The 14865-nt window shown below is 43.8% G+C and carries 16 protein-coding genes; 2 read left to right on the forward strand and 14 right to left on the reverse strand.

Annotation, left to right across the window (positions count from 1 at the left end; translation table 11 throughout):
• Window positions 1–4: 4 nt before the first annotated feature.
• From pdxJ to F890_RS04045, 10 genes are all read right to left on the reverse strand, one after another.
• The gene (gene pdxJ, locus F890_RS04000) at window positions 5–730 is read right to left on the reverse strand and encodes a pyridoxine 5'-phosphate synthase (protein WP_005103795.1); all 726 of its coding nucleotides are present in this window, start codon (window positions 728–730) and stop codon (window positions 5–7) included.
• Between the two features lie 13 nt (window positions 731–743).
• Window positions 744–1454, reverse strand: coding sequence for a DNA repair protein RecO (gene recO / locus F890_RS04005; RefSeq protein ID WP_004645618.1), 711 nt, complete (start codon window positions 1452–1454; stop codon window positions 744–746).
• An 11-nt stretch (window positions 1455–1465) separates the two neighbouring features.
• A complete protein-coding gene (locus F890_RS04010) occupies window positions 1466–1663 on the reverse strand; it encodes an NF038104 family lipoprotein (RefSeq protein ID WP_004645619.1) in 198 nt (65 codons plus the stop codon).
• 36 nt (window positions 1664–1699) lie between these two features.
• On the reverse strand, window positions 1700–2728 hold the full coding sequence (era, locus tag F890_RS04015) for a GTPase Era (RefSeq protein WP_004279061.1): 1029 nt from the start codon (window positions 2726–2728) through the stop codon (window positions 1700–1702).
• The gene (gene rnc / locus F890_RS04020; protein WP_004279062.1) at window positions 2728–3426 is read right to left on the reverse strand and encodes a ribonuclease III; all 699 of its coding nucleotides are present in this window, start codon (window positions 3424–3426) and stop codon (window positions 2728–2730) included. The genes era and rnc overlap by 1 nt, the downstream gene beginning before the upstream one ends.
• Window positions 3398–3769 (reverse strand): DUF4845 domain-containing protein, encoded by a 372-nt coding sequence (locus F890_RS04025; protein ID WP_005265766.1) that lies wholly within the window; start codon window positions 3767–3769, stop codon window positions 3398–3400. The genes rnc and F890_RS04025 overlap by 29 nt, the downstream gene beginning before the upstream one ends.
• A 23-nt stretch (window positions 3770–3792) precedes the next feature.
• Window positions 3793–4620, reverse strand: coding sequence for a signal peptidase I (gene lepB / locus F890_RS04030; protein ID WP_005247512.1), 828 nt, complete (start codon window positions 4618–4620; stop codon window positions 3793–3795).
• 20 nt (window positions 4621–4640) lie between these two features.
• Entirely contained in the window at window positions 4641–6458 is a 1818-nt protein-coding gene (lepA, locus tag F890_RS04035; RefSeq protein WP_004731667.1) for a translation elongation factor 4, read from the reverse strand.
• 250 nt (window positions 6459–6708) lie between these two features.
• Entirely contained in the window at window positions 6709–7161 is a 453-nt protein-coding gene (locus F890_RS04040) for an acyl-CoA thioesterase (RefSeq protein ID WP_004645622.1), read from the reverse strand.
• A 120-nt stretch (window positions 7162–7281) separates the two neighbouring features.
• On the reverse strand, window positions 7282–8667 hold the full coding sequence (locus F890_RS04045; protein ID WP_005247518.1) for a Do family serine endopeptidase: 1386 nt from the start codon (window positions 8665–8667) through the stop codon (window positions 7282–7284).
• 229 nt (window positions 8668–8896) lie between these two features.
• Here F890_RS04045 and nadB point away from each other — a divergent pair, with 229 nt between their 5' ends.
• Complete coding sequence (gene nadB / locus F890_RS04050; protein WP_162131574.1) at window positions 8897–10531, forward strand: L-aspartate oxidase; 1635 nt, start codon at window positions 8897–8899, stop codon at window positions 10529–10531.
• A 108-nt stretch (window positions 10532–10639) separates the two neighbouring features.
• Here the strand turns inward: nadB and F890_RS04055 are convergent, their stop codons facing one another.
• The 4 genes from F890_RS04055 to pabC all read right to left on the reverse strand — a co-directional run bounded on the left by F890_RS04055 (window position 10640) and on the right by pabC (window position 13626).
• A complete protein-coding gene (locus F890_RS04055) occupies window positions 10640–11056 on the reverse strand; it encodes a PaaI family thioesterase (RefSeq protein WP_005265768.1) in 417 nt (138 codons plus the stop codon).
• 95 nt (window positions 11057–11151) lie between these two features.
• The gene (gene tmk, locus F890_RS04060; RefSeq protein ID WP_005265770.1) at window positions 11152–11751 is read right to left on the reverse strand and encodes a dTMP kinase; all 600 of its coding nucleotides are present in this window, start codon (window positions 11749–11751) and stop codon (window positions 11152–11154) included.
• A 2-nt stretch (window positions 11752–11753) separates the two neighbouring features.
• Window positions 11754–12812: an endolytic transglycosylase MltG gene (mltG, locus tag F890_RS04065; RefSeq protein WP_005265771.1), complete on the reverse strand. Its 1059-nt coding sequence runs from the start codon at window positions 12810–12812 to the stop codon at window positions 11754–11756.
• Window position 12813: 1 nt separating this feature from the next.
• Window positions 12814–13626: an aminodeoxychorismate lyase gene (gene pabC, locus F890_RS04070; protein WP_005265772.1), complete on the reverse strand. Its 813-nt coding sequence runs from the start codon at window positions 13624–13626 to the stop codon at window positions 12814–12816.
• A 160-nt stretch (window positions 13627–13786) separates the two neighbouring features.
• Between pabC and F890_RS04075 the strand changes: the two genes are divergently transcribed.
• On the forward strand, window positions 13787–14794 hold the full coding sequence (locus F890_RS04075) for a sulfate ABC transporter substrate-binding protein (protein WP_005265774.1): 1008 nt from the start codon (window positions 13787–13789) through the stop codon (window positions 14792–14794).
• Window positions 14795–14865: the final 71 nt, after the last annotated feature.

Below are 14865 nucleotides of genomic sequence, written 5' to 3' on the forward strand. Positions count from 1 at the left end.
AATCTTAACGCGCTGACTTAATCACAGCTTTCATTTGCTGAACCGCTTGTGCCAGACCGACAAATACCGCATCTGCAATTAAAGAATGACCGATATTGAGCTCATGAATCTGTGGAATCGCGGCGATTGGCGTTACGTTATCCAAATTTAGACCATGACCTGCATTCACCACCAGACCTTTAGATGCAGCATATTCAGCACCTTTCACAATGCGTTCAAGTTCCGCTTGTTGCACTTCTGGAGTTTCTGCATCGGCATAGGCGCCTGTGTGAATCTCAATCGTCGGTGCACCACAAGCAACTGCTGCATCAATTTGTGCAAAATCGGCATCAATAAATAAAGATACATCACTACCAATAGCTGCCAGCTCTTGAGTCGCTGCTTTTACAGCATCAAAATTACCCACGACATCCAGACCACCTTCAGTAGTCACTTCCTGACGTTTTTCAGGAACAAAGCAAACATGCTGTGGCTTGATTTCCTTGGCAAAGGCGATCATTTCATCCGTTACCGCCAACTCAAGGTTCATACGGGTTTTTAGCGCAGGACGCATACGACGTACATCGTCATCCTGAATGTGACGACGGTCTTCACGCAAGTGCAAGGTAATACCTTCTGCCCCTGCCTGTTCGCAGATCAATGCAGCATTGACTGGGTCTGGGTACGTCGTACCACGTGCTTGTCTTAATGTTGCGACATGGTCAATATTGACACCAAGTAATGCAGCCATAATCTTTTCCTAACTACGATTGAGATTGAGAGTTTTGAATCCAGAGTTGTCGACTTTTTAATGGTCGATCACCGAGCAAGGCCGTGATCACCTGTCGATACAGTTTCGTCAGTAATTGTAACTGTTCCGGATTAAAATCCCCACCATTTTCATGCATCAACATACTTAAAATCTGTTGACCAGACATAGTGGAGCGTAAGGCTTTGGCCGATGGCATAAAGCCGGCATTGAGCTGAAAATAATAATGCTGTAGTGGATCAATCTGCGCCTGATTGGCATCTACCGAAAAATCCAGACCATAACCGAGTTCTTCCAACAAAACATGCTCAAACTGGCGCAAGATCTGTTTTAAATATAAATTTGGATTGGATTGTGCGGATAACTGCTGCAATGCAGTCAAAGTCTCAGCATATTTGGCAAAAGTTTGCGGCATTTCGACTTCTAAAGGACATAACCGCAACAGGATTTCATTCAGATAAAAACCCGAAAAAAAGGCATCGCCAAAAAAGAAAATCGGCTGATTAACAATTTCCAGTTTAGTAAAATTTTTGAGTTCGGATTTACCCGAAGCCTGCAAACGAATAGGCTGATATTGCGGTGGTGGCATTTGCCTGAGAATACCATCTACCCTGCCATATTCTTGAGTAAATAAATGCACAATATGACTGCGTTCACGGTACTTACGATGATGAATCAGATAGCCATGCAGTACTTCATTACGCATAAGCGGGTACTTTAATCCTTATCTTTTTTTGATTTTTTATCATCTTCTTCGTCATCCCCATCTGGGATCACTGCTCCCACAACAGCCGCAGTGCCTTTGACTGCGACTTTTGTGGTTTTATAAGCCACCTTGACAGGAACCGTGACCACTTTATGAATACAGCCTTGCAGAAATAAAACACATGCAACCACTGCCAACACTTTCATCATCACAGAATTCCTCGAGGGGGTTTATATTCTTATCGCTTAGATATCACTATAACCTAAGCTTTTTAATGCACGCTCATCATCAGACCAGCCACCTTTGACTTTCACCCAAAGGGTCAGCATGATTTTTTGCTCGAACATTTTTTCCATGTCGAGACGCGCATCCATACCGATTTTTTTCAGTTTGACACCTTTTTCGCCAATCACAATGGCTTTTTGGCTCGGACGATCAACAAAAATCGTGGCATCAATATAGGTACAGGCTGCTTTCATACGACCGGTTTTTTCATTCAAGACCGGCTCTTCAGTTTTGAATGATTCGATCTGAACGGTCAAATCATATGGAAGTTCTTCACCCAGCTGACGCATGATCTTTTCACGGATAATTTCAGATGCCAGGAAACGCTCTGAACGATCGGTCAGTTGATCCAGTGAATACAGGGGTGGCTGGAATGGAAGATACTTGGCAATCGTGTCACGTAGATGTTCAAGATTGGCACCACGAAGTGCAGATACCGGTACAATTTCTGCAAAGTTCATCAGCTTTTCGCGTTCACGAATCAGCGGCAGAGCTTCGTTCTTGTTTTCAAAAGTATCCAGCTTGTTGATCACCAGAATCACTGGCATTTCAGCATTTTTCAGCTTTTCCAGAACCAGGTCATCGTTTGGCGTCCACTTTTGTGCATCCACTACGAATAAAACCAGGTTTACATCACGCAAAGCCGAATGTGCCGCACGGTTCATCATTTTATTGATGGCACGGACTTCTTTTTTATGCATCCCCGGTGTATCAACAAATACCGCCTGAGATTTTTCACGTGAATCAATCCCCACGATTTTATGACGTGTGGTTTGCGGTTTACGTGAGGTAATTGAAAGCTTCTGACCCAGAATATGGTTCATTAAGGTAGATTTACCCACATTCGGGCGACCTACAATGGCAACAAAACCACTGCGATAATCCGATGGGATTTCGGTGCCTTGTGCACTAAAAAATTGACTAATAAGGTCGTGACTGTCGCTTTGCGACTCGTGATCAGCATCAATGTGATCGGAATGAGTAGTCATTAAGACTTATGCTCCAAAAGTTTCAAAATATCCGCCGCAACGGCTTGTTCAGCAAAACGCCGGCTCGCGCCTTCGCCTTGCATAGTCGGTAATCCCGCAATCTGGCATTCCACTTTAAAATGCTGATTGGGTGCATCACCTTGAATATCTACAACCTCGTAAACTGGGAGAGGTTTCTTACGTGCTTGTAAATACTCTTGTAAGCGAGATTTAGGATCTTTAAGCTGATCTGTCGGCTCAATATGATCTAAATAGGGCTCGTACCATTTTAACACAATCGGTTCTAGCACAGTGAGATCACCGCAGTCGACATAGATTGCGCCAATAATGGCTTCTACTGTATCTGCCAGTATAGACTCACGATGATGACCACCAGATTTCAATTCACCGGTACTGAGAATTAAATTCTGGCTCAGTTTTAAATCATTGGCGATTTTTCCTAATGCTTCCTGACGAACCAGGGTTGCACGCATACGCGTCAACCGGCCTTCATTTTCGCTTGGATAGGCATTAAAAAGATAATTCGCAATGATCATCCCTAAAAGAGAATCGCCCAGAAATTCCAGGCGCTCGTAGTTGTGTTTATGACTGACTGAACGATGAGTCAATGCCAGTTTCAGCAAATCAGCCTGTTTAAACTGATAGCCGATCCGTTTGGCAAGACGTTCATCATTTAGCTTTGACTGTGCTTTGATCAAACTCTTTCTCAAACTTCATCACTAAATCGATATTCATTATGAAATTTTTACGAATTTCATAATTCTTGTGCACCTGTAAACCATCGGTATTGGTGACTTTGGCAATTTCGTCAAACTTCAGATCACGAATATTATTCATGTCTAAACGCTGACTCATCTGTTGACGGAATTTTTCTGGCGTTATATTGGCTGGAGCACTTTTCAACAGCGCTTCAATCTCACCATCTACCATACGATCATCGAAGTATGGTCCCCACACCGCAATCGCCACTTTTGCAAGAAATGCAAAGCCCACGATTGCAAATAAAACCCCAATATAAGAAGCACCTTGTTGATGTCTCATTTTTATTTTCCTGATTGAAACAATTAATCGATTGTTCCGTTTCGACCAAACGATGGCAATTTAAAGCCAGGCTCTTTATGCATCCAGATATAGAAGGCACGACCTGTTAAGTTTTCTTCCGGAACAAGCCCCCAGAAACGACTGTCAGCACTCTGATCGCGATTATCCCCCATCGCAAAGTAATGACCTTCTGGCACTTTCACTTCCCAATATAAACCATTTTCACCTGAATATTTACCATTTTCCAGATAGTTAATAAAAGGTGCCTGACGAGCGACATTTACGCCTTCCAGCTCACGCATGGTAAAGGTATGCTCACCCAAGGTTTCTTTATGATAAATGGCATTTGGAGTATCTAAACGGTCTTTTTCGCGGCTAAATTCTACTGGAACTTTCGCTACTTTTTCACCATTAATGCTCAACTGGCCATGATCATAAACAATATGATCGCCTGGCAAGCCGACAATACGCTTGATATAACTGATGGTCGGGTGCGGTGGATAACGGAACACTGCGACATCACCACGTTTCGGACTACCGGTATCAATAATTTTGGTATTGACCATAGGCAGTTTAATGCCATAGTCAAATTTATTCACCAGAATAAAGTCGCCAGTTTCCAGGGTCGGCACCATCGAATCGGATGGAATATTAAATGGTTCAAATAAAAACGAACGCAGAACCAGTACAATCGTCAGTACTGGCCAAAAATCATAAGCCCAAGTGATAATAAAATTTTCATTGCCCTTGCCCCGGGTCTGTCTCTGTTTCAGGACAAACTTGTCGAGTAACCACAGTGCGATAAAAAACAGGGTCGCAGGAACAAGAATCAAATTAAAATCAAAATCCATGGGCTTATATCCTTCTTATTTTAGCGTTCGACTTTTAATACAGCTAAGAATGCTTCTTGCGGGATTTCGACACTGCCCACCTGTTTCATGCGTTTCTTACCTTCTTTCTGTTTAGACAGAAGTTTTTTCTTACGTGAAACGTCACCACCATAACATTTCGCCAATACGTTTTTACGCATCGCTTTTACAGTCGAACGTGCAATGATTTGTGCACCAATCGCTGCCTGAATCGCGACATCAAACATTTGACGCGGAATCAGGTCTTTCATTTTTTCAACCAGCGCAATACCACGATGACGTGCATCATTACGGTGACAGATCATCGCCAAGGCATCGACTTTTTCACCATTAATCAGCACATCCACTTTCACCAGTGACGAACTTTCAAAACGAACGAAGTTGTAGTCAAGCGATGCAAAACCACGTGAACAAGACTTCAATTTATCAAAGAAATCCATCACCACTTCTGCCATTGGAATTTCGAAAGTAATCGATACCTGGTTTGCCATAAACTTCATGTCTTTTTGCACGCCACGGCGCTCAACACACAAGGTCATCACATTACCCAGATATTCCTGCGGTACCAGAATATGACATTCAGCAATCGGTTCACGCAGGTCTTCTACGGTTGAACCATCCGGCATTTTAGATGGACTGTCGATATAAATCGTCTGGCCATTTTTCATGACCGCTTCATAAATTACGGTCGGCGCAGAAGAAATCAGGTCAAGATCATACTCGCGCTCTAAACGCTCCTGTACGATCTCCATGTGCAGCATGCCGAGGAAGCCACAGCGGAAACCAAACCCGAGCGCATCCGAACTTTCCGGCTCAAAGAACAGCGCCGAGTCGTTAATTTGCAGTTTATGCAATGCTTCACGGAAAGGTTCAAAATCGCTGGCATCAATCGGGAATAGACCGGCATAAACCTGCGGTTTCACCTTTTTAAAGCCCGGTAATGTTGCCACTTCAGGTGTCGCTGCCAGAGTAATCGTATCACCGACCGGTGCACCGAAAATATCTTTAATACCTGCAATCACAAAGCCAACTTCACCCGCTTCCAGCATACCGGTTTCAGTATGTTTCGGGTTAAAGATCCCCACGGAAGTAATGATATGCGTTTGACCTGTTGATTTGATCAACATCTTGTCGCCTTTACGCACACGACCCTGCTTGACGCGTACCAAAGATACGACACCAAGGTAGTTATCAAACCATGAATCTACAATCAGGGCTTGCAACGGCGCTTCGCGATCACCTTCAGGGGCAGGAATTACATTGACCAGTGTTTCAAGCACGCCCTCAATACCCAAACCTGTTTTTGCAGAACAGGTCGGCGCTTCTGTGGCTTCAATCCCGATGATATCTTCAATTTCCTGAATCACACGTTCAGGTTCAGCTTGCGGCAAGTCGATCTTGTTTAGTACCGGAAGGACTTCCAGACCTTGCTCAATTGCGGTATAGCAGTTGGCAACCGACTGTGCTTCTACGCCCTGCGCAGCATCTACCACCAGTAAGGCACCTTCACAGGCAGCGAGCGAGCGTGATACTTCATAAGAGAAGTCGACGTGTCCCGGTGTATCAATAAAGTTCAACTGATACTCTTGACCATTAGGATGAGTATAGTACAAGGTTACCGAAGTGGCTTTAATGGTAATCCCACGTTCGCGCTCAAGCTCCATTGAGTCAAGGACTTGAGCCTGCATTTCACGATCTTGCAAACCGCCACAAGTTTGAATAAAGCGATCCGCTAGGGTCGATTTACCGTGGTCAATGTGCGCAATAATCGAGAAGTTACGAATGTTTTTAATATCAACAGATTTTTTAGCTTGCGCCATGGGTTACCTTGAGAAAAAACACGCTATGTAATTTAAAAATATTACATAACAAAAGCCGAATAGAAATTGCGAAGGATTATAGCAGAATGGTGATCTAGAAAAAGAATTATATTTTTTCCTTTATTCCCTAGGTCGCGTACACCTCAGTCAGATGAAATCTGGATCACCATGATTAGAAAATAGCTCCCCAGCTCCACTTCTTCCTCAATATTATCAAAGTGTACTGATCAAACTGGAAAATGTTGCCTCATTAATCCAGATGTAAAGTTGAAAAGTCAAAAGGATTTACATGCTCTGAAAGTGGCTGATAAGCCTGAGTAAAAGTTGGTGACATACGTTTTGGACGCCCCGTGGCCATTTCGATACAAGCCCATTGCGTACTGCCGTTAAACAACAGGGTCTGATCCTGTGGTCGATAAAATGCGTATTGTCTAAAGGAATACAGGGCATTGATATCATTCAGCCAAGTGCGCAGAATAATCTCGTCTCCTTCAAAAGCTGCCTTGCGATATTGCACCTGATGTTCAACTGCGACCATGGCATGTTTCAGCTCTACATATTGCTTGAGTCCCAAGCCCAGTTTTTCAATATGAGCTGATGCGACATCCTGCATCCATTGCACATAGACCACATTGTTCACATGACCCAAACCATCAATATGTTTGGCTTGTACCTTTAAAGAAAGATCAAAAATACCACTCACTTTGCTGTTATCCTTTCCATGATTTTAAGGCTATAGAGTCTACCGAATTTATCGCTGGGGTAAATTGCAAAAAATAAAAAACCGCTTATACAAGCGGTCTTTCACAAAAATCTAGCAATTTTATGAGATACGCATCCCGACCACCGCAAGCTGCCCCTGACGAATCAAGGTCACGCGCGCGATGCTACCCTTTTTCAGTTCAGACACCTCCTGCACAAACTGATTTGAATTCAGTACTGTCTGGTTATTAATTTGAGTGATCACATCATTCGGCATGATTCGTGCCTGTGCTGCAATACCACCCGGACGTACATCCTGAATCACCACACCGCCTTTGATTTCCAGACTCGCCAACTCTGCTGGACTTAAGTCACGAATTGAAACCCCGATCACTGGTCCTTTGTTTGGTTGAGCCTGTGTGCCTGCTTTTGCCGGGGTATCATCTGGTGCCGCACTTAAAGTCGCTGCAATACTACGACGTTTATCATCACGCAAGATTTCAAGTTGTACCTGCTGCTGAGGTGCAGTACGGTTCAGATAGTTCAACAGTTCACTGGTACGTGAAATTGGGGTACCGTTGTATTTCAAGATGACATCACTGGCACGCAGACCTGCACGTGCAGCCGGAGAGTTTGGTGCAACCTGAGTTACCAGAGAACCTTCTGGTTTAGGCAGGTTATAAGATTCGGCCAGGTTACGGTCGATATCCTGTAAACTTACGCCCAGATAAGAGCGGGTCACTTTACCATTCTTCTTCAGTTGATCTGCAACTTCCATTGCCACATCAATCGGAATCGAGAAGGACAAACCCATATACCCACCGGTTCCACTAAAGATCCGTGAGTTGACACCGACCACTTCACCACGCTGGTTAAATAGAGGACCCCCTGAATTACCCGGGTTCAATGCTACATCTGTCTGGATGAAAGGTACTGCAGTTTCACCCATCATGTTGCGCATTTTGGCACTAACGATTCCGGCAGAAGCGGAATAATCAAAACCAAATGGCGAACCAATTGCGAGTACAGGCTCACCAACACGTAAGCGTCCTACATCACCCGTCCGTAATTCTGGGAAATTCGAGCCATTAACTTTAAGCAAAGCTACGTCAGTTCGTGCATCACTCCCTACAACAGTGGCATCAATTTCACGACGGTCATTCAGGGTAATGGTGACTTTGGAAGCATCTTCAACCACATGATGATTGGTCAGCAGATAACCATCCTTGCTGATAAAGAATGCACTGCCATAGCCCGTCTTTTCCTGTGGCATACGCTGCTGCGGAATAATCACCTGATTACCAAAAAAGCGGCGCAGAATTTCCGGAACTTGTTGTTGTAAGAGCTCTTCTTCGCTCATTTTTTTAACGACATTGACACTGACCACTGCAGGACTGACCTGCTCGACCAGATTTGAAAAATCAACCGGCGTGACCGCCTGCAACTGTGCAGCACTCATGGTGAGAGTGGCTGCAAATAATCCTTTTTTTAAGTCTAGAATTTTCATATAAATTATTCACTCAAATTATTGATAAATTTATGTAAATAGGTTTTATCACAAACACTGTAAAGTTTAAGTAATAATATGTTTCAATACTTTATTCTGGGCAATATCTCATTATTAAAGCATTAAGTTAAGGCTTTGATTAATTTTTTTCATCAATAAATGAGCACTTCAACGCTTGCCTTTTGTACAAAAAAGCGCTGTTATTACCAAACTTTTTTAAAATTAGCTGATGGACATGTCTAATTTATCCCTTACCCATCAATTTGACGTCATTATTGTGGGCAGTGGCGGTGCTGGTTTAAGTTTAGCCTTATCGCTCCCAGATCATTTTAATATTGCAGTCTTAGCGAAATCCACCCTGACAGATGCCAGTACCTTTTATGCTCAAGGCGGCGTGGCCGCAGTATTGGATGAAATGGACTCAATTGAACAGCATATTGATGACACGATGATTGCAGGCGCACAGCTATGTGAAATGGATGCGGTTAAACAGACGGTAGAAGGTGGCAAACCCTCGGTTGATTTCCTGCTGAAACATGGCGTTCAATTTACCCTCGATGAACAGGAACAATTACATCTCACCCGTGAAGGTGGTCATTCACAGCGCCGAATTATTCATGCGGCCGATGCGACTGGTCGTGCCATTTCCACTACTCTGGTACAACGTGCTCAAGAAAAACAGAATATTAAAATTTTTGAAAATTATATTGCGATTGACCTGATCTGTTCACAAAAGCTCGGTTTAGACGGCGATAATCGTGCGCTGGGTTTATATGCCCTGGATGAAACAACTGAAAAAGTGCATACCTTCTTGGCTCCATTTACCGCCCTTGCCTGTGGCGGTGCTATGAAAGCTTATCTTTACACCTCAAATCCCGACATTGCCACGGGTGATGGTATTGCCATGGCTTATCGTGCCGGCTGCCGGGTCGCCAACATGGAATTTAACCAGTTTCACCCGACCTGCCTTTATCATCCACAAGCACGTTCTTTCCTAATTACTGAAGCAATGCGTGGCGAAGGCGCTTATCTGCGCCTGCCTGATGGTGAACGCTTTATGCTGCGTTTTGACGAACGCGCCGAACTCGCACCGCGTGATATTGTGGCACGTGCCATCGACTATGAAATCAAGCGTCTCGGTATTCGTCATGTCTGGCTGGACATTACCCATAAAGATGAAAGCTTTGTCAAAGAGCATTTCCCGACTCTGTATGCCCGTTTGCTTGAACTAGGGATCGATATTACCAAAGACATGATTCCAGTCGTTCCGGCAGCCCATTACACTTGCGGTGGCGTCGTGGTCGATGAAAACAGTCAGACTGATATTGCTGGACTCTATGCAATTGGGGAAACCTCTTATACTGGCCTGCATGGTGCTAACCGTATGGCCAGTAACTCACTTTTAGAATGTTTTGTCTATGGAATGAGTGCAGCCAAGCACATTCAGGAAAATTTCAAGGCCGATCAGCCAGCTCCTGCAGTCCCAGCTTGGGATGATTCTCAGGTGACCAACCCGGATGAGGATGTGGTGATTCTGCAAAACTGGGATGAACTGCGTCAAACCATGTGGAACTATGTCGGAATCGTACGCACGACGAAGCGTCTGGAACGTGCATTACATCGTATTGAAATGCTGAAAAAAGAAATTACCGAGTATTATCAGGATTACCAGGTCAGCAAAAATCTGATCGAGCTGCGCAATCTGGTGCTGGTGTCCGAGATGATCGTGCGCTGCGCCATGCACCGTAAAGAATCTCGCGGTTTGCATTTCACCTTGGATTATCCCGAGCTGCTACCAGAATTACGCAAAACAGTCCTGGTCCCACCAAATTTTGAAGTGGAAACGCCTTTGGTGAATTGTTAAAAGTATATGGAGATAACATCCTTGGGTGATATCTCCTTTTCTTTTTAGATTTTTATTTACTCAAAAGTAGCTTAGGCTATTTAGAGTGGTCATCTAACTTTCAAACATCTAACGTTGTGGTGGAATTGAATATGTTCCGGTCACATGCGCCACAGGTTCTTCATGATCTATCGAATAAATCCAGACTTCTCCCACAATCAATGCTTTGCCCACCTTGATGAGCTTACACTCTCCCCGTATATCTGTTCCACCTGAAGGTTTACGTAAAAAATTGATATTCAAGTTAGTGGTCACAGCCAAACCAACCAATCCAATTTCACCCAGAATCGCGACATAAAGAGCAAAATCCGCCAAGGTCATCATGGTTGGGCCAGAAACTGTGCCGCCTGGGCGCAATTCTTCTGATCTCACCTGATAAAGCAGAGTGGCTCCACGCGGAGAAACGGCTTCAATCCGGCACTTCTCCAGACTTTGCGGAAATTCTTTTTGTAAAAATTGTTCTATCTCAGTTTTGGTCGTTTTCATATGATTAAAAAATCTTCTATATCAGTCTTAATATAGAAGATTCTTCACAAATAGACCTAGAGAAAAATTAAATAAAAAGTATTTTAATTCCAAGCTTATTTTAAATAACTTAAGGCTTGTTCAAATACCTGCTCAGGGGTTTGAGTTGCATCCAGACGTTTAATCCGTTCAGGATGACGTTGCCACAAGCTTTCATAGCCTGCTCTCACTTTCTCAAAGAAAGTCACTTTCTCCTGTTCAAAGCGATCCAGCGCACCGCGTTCACGTGCTCGGTTCATCCCCAGTTCAATCGGTGCTTCTAACCAGAACGTGATGTCCGGCATACGTGCCACAAAATGCTCATTGAGTAACTGCAACTTGGTTTCGCTCAAACCCCGACCTGCACATTGATAGGCAAAGCTAGCATCGCTAAAGCGATCACACAGGACAATTTTCCCGGCTTCTAATGCGGGCAGAATCACTTGTGCCAAATGCTGTGCACGCGCTGCATACATCAACAACAGCTCGGTATCATGCGCCATGGTTTCTTCATGATTCACAGCTAGCAACAGCGAGCGAATCTGCTCGGCCATTGGTGTTCCCCCCGGTTCTCGGGTGAGAATAACGTCCTTACCCTGTGCGATAAAACCTTCATAGATCGAACGAATGAGCGTGGTTTTACCTACACCTTCGGTGCCTTCAAAGCTAATAAACATACTCATTCCTTATTTTTCGAGCGTAAAATCGTCAGATATTCCTGTACGGCTTTATTGTGGTCATTCAAATTGCTCGTGAACTTATGTCCACCATTACCGGTAGCGACAAAATACAGGTTGTCAGAATTATCCGGATGCATGGCTGCTTCAATGGCTTTCTTGCTTGGCAAGGCAATCGGCGTTGGCGGCAAACCTGAAATGGTATAGGTGTTATACGGCGTCGGTGTGCGTAAATCCTTGCGAGTAATATTACCGTTATAGCTGTCACCCATGCCGTAAATCACGGTTGGATCAGTCTGTAAACGCATGCCAATTTTTAAACGGCGTACAAATACCCCAGAAACTTGTTCCAGTTCACGATCCACACTGGTTTCTTTTTCAATAATGGACGCCATGATCAGCGCTTCATATTTATTCTGATATGGCAGATCAGCTGCACGTTTCGCCCACGCCTCATCCAGTGCTTTCATCTGGCGCTGATACAGATTGGTCAGAATTTTACGGTCAGTTTCACCTTTGGCAAAGAAATAAGTATCCGGTGCAAACAGCCCTTCAGGATGTGAAAACGGAATATTCAATTCTTTGAGTAATTGCTCAGTAGGCAGATGCAGTACTTCTTTGGTGACTAAATCATTTTTCTTCAGGGCATCAATCAGTTGCTTAAAGGTCGTGCCTTCAATTACCAGAATCCGGCTCATCTGGGCATTGTCTGCATCGGAAATCATCTCCAAGACCTGACGGATGCTCATGCCCTGACGCACTTCATACACGCCCGCTTTCATAGTGTCATGAATCATGATGCGCTGATACAGTTTGAGAATGATCGGGAAACTCACCTGATTTTCTTTAGCCAGACGATCAATAAAACCGGAATAGGTTTGACCAGATTCAATCGCGAGCAGCTGTTTTTTTCCTTCTACAGGATAATCCTTCCACAAACTGCTTTTCAGGATCAACGCCAAGATCAAAGCAATACCAATCAGGACTAAGGCAATTCCTTTGAAAGATGAGGAGAATCTCGCTTTATTTTTCTTTTTGGCTTTAGGTTTGGAAGCTGACATATTAAGACATCTGATTTAATCGAAGACGGTTAAAAAGTTCAATACAAGCATCGCCATCCAAGGCGCGCTGCTCAAATTGCGTGACAATTTTCATCGGGCTGAGTGCATTGCAGAAAAACAGGCTCTGAATATGGTTGATTTCATCCATATCGATACAGCGTTGCTGACAGCTAATTCCCTGATCTTGCATACGTTGTAGAATTTCTGCACGCATGACACCGAAGACGCCATTATAACGAAGTTCCGGCGTAATCCATGTATTGTTTATACGAATGAAACAATTACTGCTCACCCCTTCGACAACACCACCCTGTACATCTGTCACCATGGCCTCAGGCCAGCCACGTTGATCGGCTTCCTGTTTCAGTAAAACCTGTTCCAGACGGTTTAAGGTTTTTAGCCCGACCAGACTCGGCATAGTCAATCCTAATGCCTGCTGTAAGATGCCACTTTGAATCTGCTCAAACTTAAAATCCTGTACGGCTTGAGGATAATAAAATAGCCAGAGATCTGCAGGATGATCCGGCAAGCTATAACCACGCTGACCAATTCCACGACTCAGCACAATCTTTAATGTTCCATTCAGTTCACTTTCTGACTGCTGTAAAAGCTGTAAACTTTCTGCAATCAGATCAAGATTGGCATTCAGGCTTAATTTTTGATTGCTGATTTGCAAACGTGCCAGATGACGATCATATAATTCAATCCGGTTATGCCGAATCCGGGCGGTGGTAAAACAGCCATCACCATAATGAAAACCACGATCCAGCACATCTATATGGCTGACATGTTGGGCATTTTTTAAATACAGCATATTTTGCAGCCTCTAAAATGAAAAATTGAGCAGTCAGATTCAGGCTTCACCTATATATCTTTTTTACTCACATCCAATTCTTTTTTAATTATTTTTTATGCAAAAAATCTCAAGCTATTCTTGCCCCATCTAACAAAAGCTAAAAAACTTGAGGCAAAAAATGAACACGCGTAAATTAAAAATTGGGGTACTGGCAGCGCTACTTTCAGCAAGCGCCTTAAGCGTTTCAGCAAAAGATTTCCTGAACGTGTCTTATGACCCGACTCGCGAATTGTACGACAACTTTAATAAAGAATTCAGTGCTTACTGGAAAAAAACCACTGGCCAGGAAGTCAATTATAAACAGTCGCATGGCGGTTCAGGCAAACAGGCACGTGCGGTGATTGATGGTCTGGATGCAGATGTTGTAACACTGGCACTGGCAGCAGATATTGATGAAATTGCAGAACGTGGTTTGCTGCCTAAAGACTGGCAAAAGAAATTCCCGCAGAATTCGACACCCTATACTTCAACCATCGTTTTTCTTGTACGTAAAGGCAATCCAAAAGGAATCAAAGACTGGGGAGATCTGGTTAAACCAGGCGTAGACATTATTACCCCGAACCCAAAAACTTCAGGTGGTGCACGCTGGAATTATCTGGCTGCCTGGGCGTGGGCCAAACACCAGAAAGGTGGCAATGATGCCAAAGCACAAGACTTTGTCCGTCAAATCTACAAACAAACCAAAGTACTGGATTCGGGTGCACGTGGTGCTACCACGACTTTCGCTGAACGCGGGATTGGGGATGTATTACTGGCTTGGGAAAATGAAGCACATTTGGCCGTCCGCGAACAGCCGGGAAAATTTGAAATCATTACTCCTTCTCTGTCTATTCTGGCTGAACCACCCGTGGCAATCGTAGAAAAAAATGCCAAGAAAGATGGTAATGAACATCTGGCCAAAGCCTATTTAAATTACCTCTATTCACCTGCTGGACAGACTGTGGCGGCGAAAAACTTTTACCGTCCACGTAATGCGAATGTATTAAAGCAATACAGTACCGTATTCAAGTCCTTAAAACTGGTCACCATTGATAAAGAATTTGGTGGCTGGACCAAGGTTCAGAAACAGCATTTTGACAATGGCGGTGTGTTTGATCAGATTGTCAAAGCCAATCACGCAAAATAATACTTTAAATGCAGTTCATTATGGCCTTTATTCATAAGGCCATTCTTATTTCAAACACTTAAGAGCTTATT

The organism is Acinetobacter sp. CIP 64.7, from assembly GCF_000369745.1.
In the GTDB taxonomy this organism is placed as follows: domain Bacteria; phylum Pseudomonadota; class Gammaproteobacteria; order Pseudomonadales; family Moraxellaceae; genus Acinetobacter; species Acinetobacter fasciculus.

What these genes read in the sequence shown, in the direction of transcription:
- pdxJ (WP_005103795.1), bottom strand. Translation starts at nt 730, where the DNA reads ATGGCTGCATTACTTGGTGTCAATATTGACCATGTCGCAACATTAAGA.
- recO (WP_004645618.1), bottom strand. Translation starts at nt 1,454, where the DNA reads ATGCGTAATGAAGTACTGCATGGCTATCTGATTCATCATCGTAAGTAC.
- F890_RS04010 (WP_004645619.1), bottom strand. Translation starts at nt 1,663, where the DNA reads ATGATGAAAGTGTTGGCAGTGGTTGCATGTGTTTTATTTCTGCAAGGC.
- era (WP_004279061.1), bottom strand. Translation starts at nt 2,728, where the DNA reads ATGACTACTCATTCCGATCACATTGATGCTGATCACGAGTCGCAAAGC.
- F890_RS04025 (WP_005265766.1), bottom strand. Translation starts at nt 3,769, where the DNA reads ATGAGACATCAACAAGGTGCTTCTTATATTGGGGTTTTATTTGCAATC.
- lepB (WP_005247512.1), bottom strand. Translation starts at nt 4,620, where the DNA reads ATGGATTTTGATTTTAATTTGATTCTTGTTCCTGCGACCCTGTTTTTT.
- lepA (WP_004731667.1), bottom strand. Translation starts at nt 6,458, where the DNA reads ATGGCGCAAGCTAAAAAATCTGTTGATATTAAAAACATTCGTAACTTC.
- F890_RS04045 (WP_005247518.1), bottom strand. Translation starts at nt 8,667, where the DNA reads ATGAAAATTCTAGACTTAAAAAAAGGATTATTTGCAGCCACTCTCACC.
- nadB (WP_162131574.1), top strand. Translation starts at nt 8,897, where the DNA reads ATGGACATGTCTAATTTATCCCTTACCCATCAATTTGACGTCATTATT.
- F890_RS04055 (WP_005265768.1), bottom strand. Translation starts at nt 11,056, where the DNA reads ATGAAAACGACCAAAACTGAGATAGAACAATTTTTACAAAAAGAATTT.
- tmk (WP_005265770.1), bottom strand. Translation starts at nt 11,751, where the DNA reads ATGTTTATTAGCTTTGAAGGCACCGAAGGTGTAGGTAAAACCACGCTC.
- mltG (WP_005265771.1), bottom strand. Translation starts at nt 12,812, where the DNA reads ATGTCAGCTTCCAAACCTAAAGCCAAAAAGAAAAATAAAGCGAGATTC.
- pabC (WP_005265772.1), bottom strand. Translation starts at nt 13,626, where the DNA reads ATGCTGTATTTAAAAAATGCCCAACATGTCAGCCATATAGATGTGCTG.
- F890_RS04075 (WP_005265774.1), top strand. Translation starts at nt 13,787, where the DNA reads ATGAACACGCGTAAATTAAAAATTGGGGTACTGGCAGCGCTACTTTCA.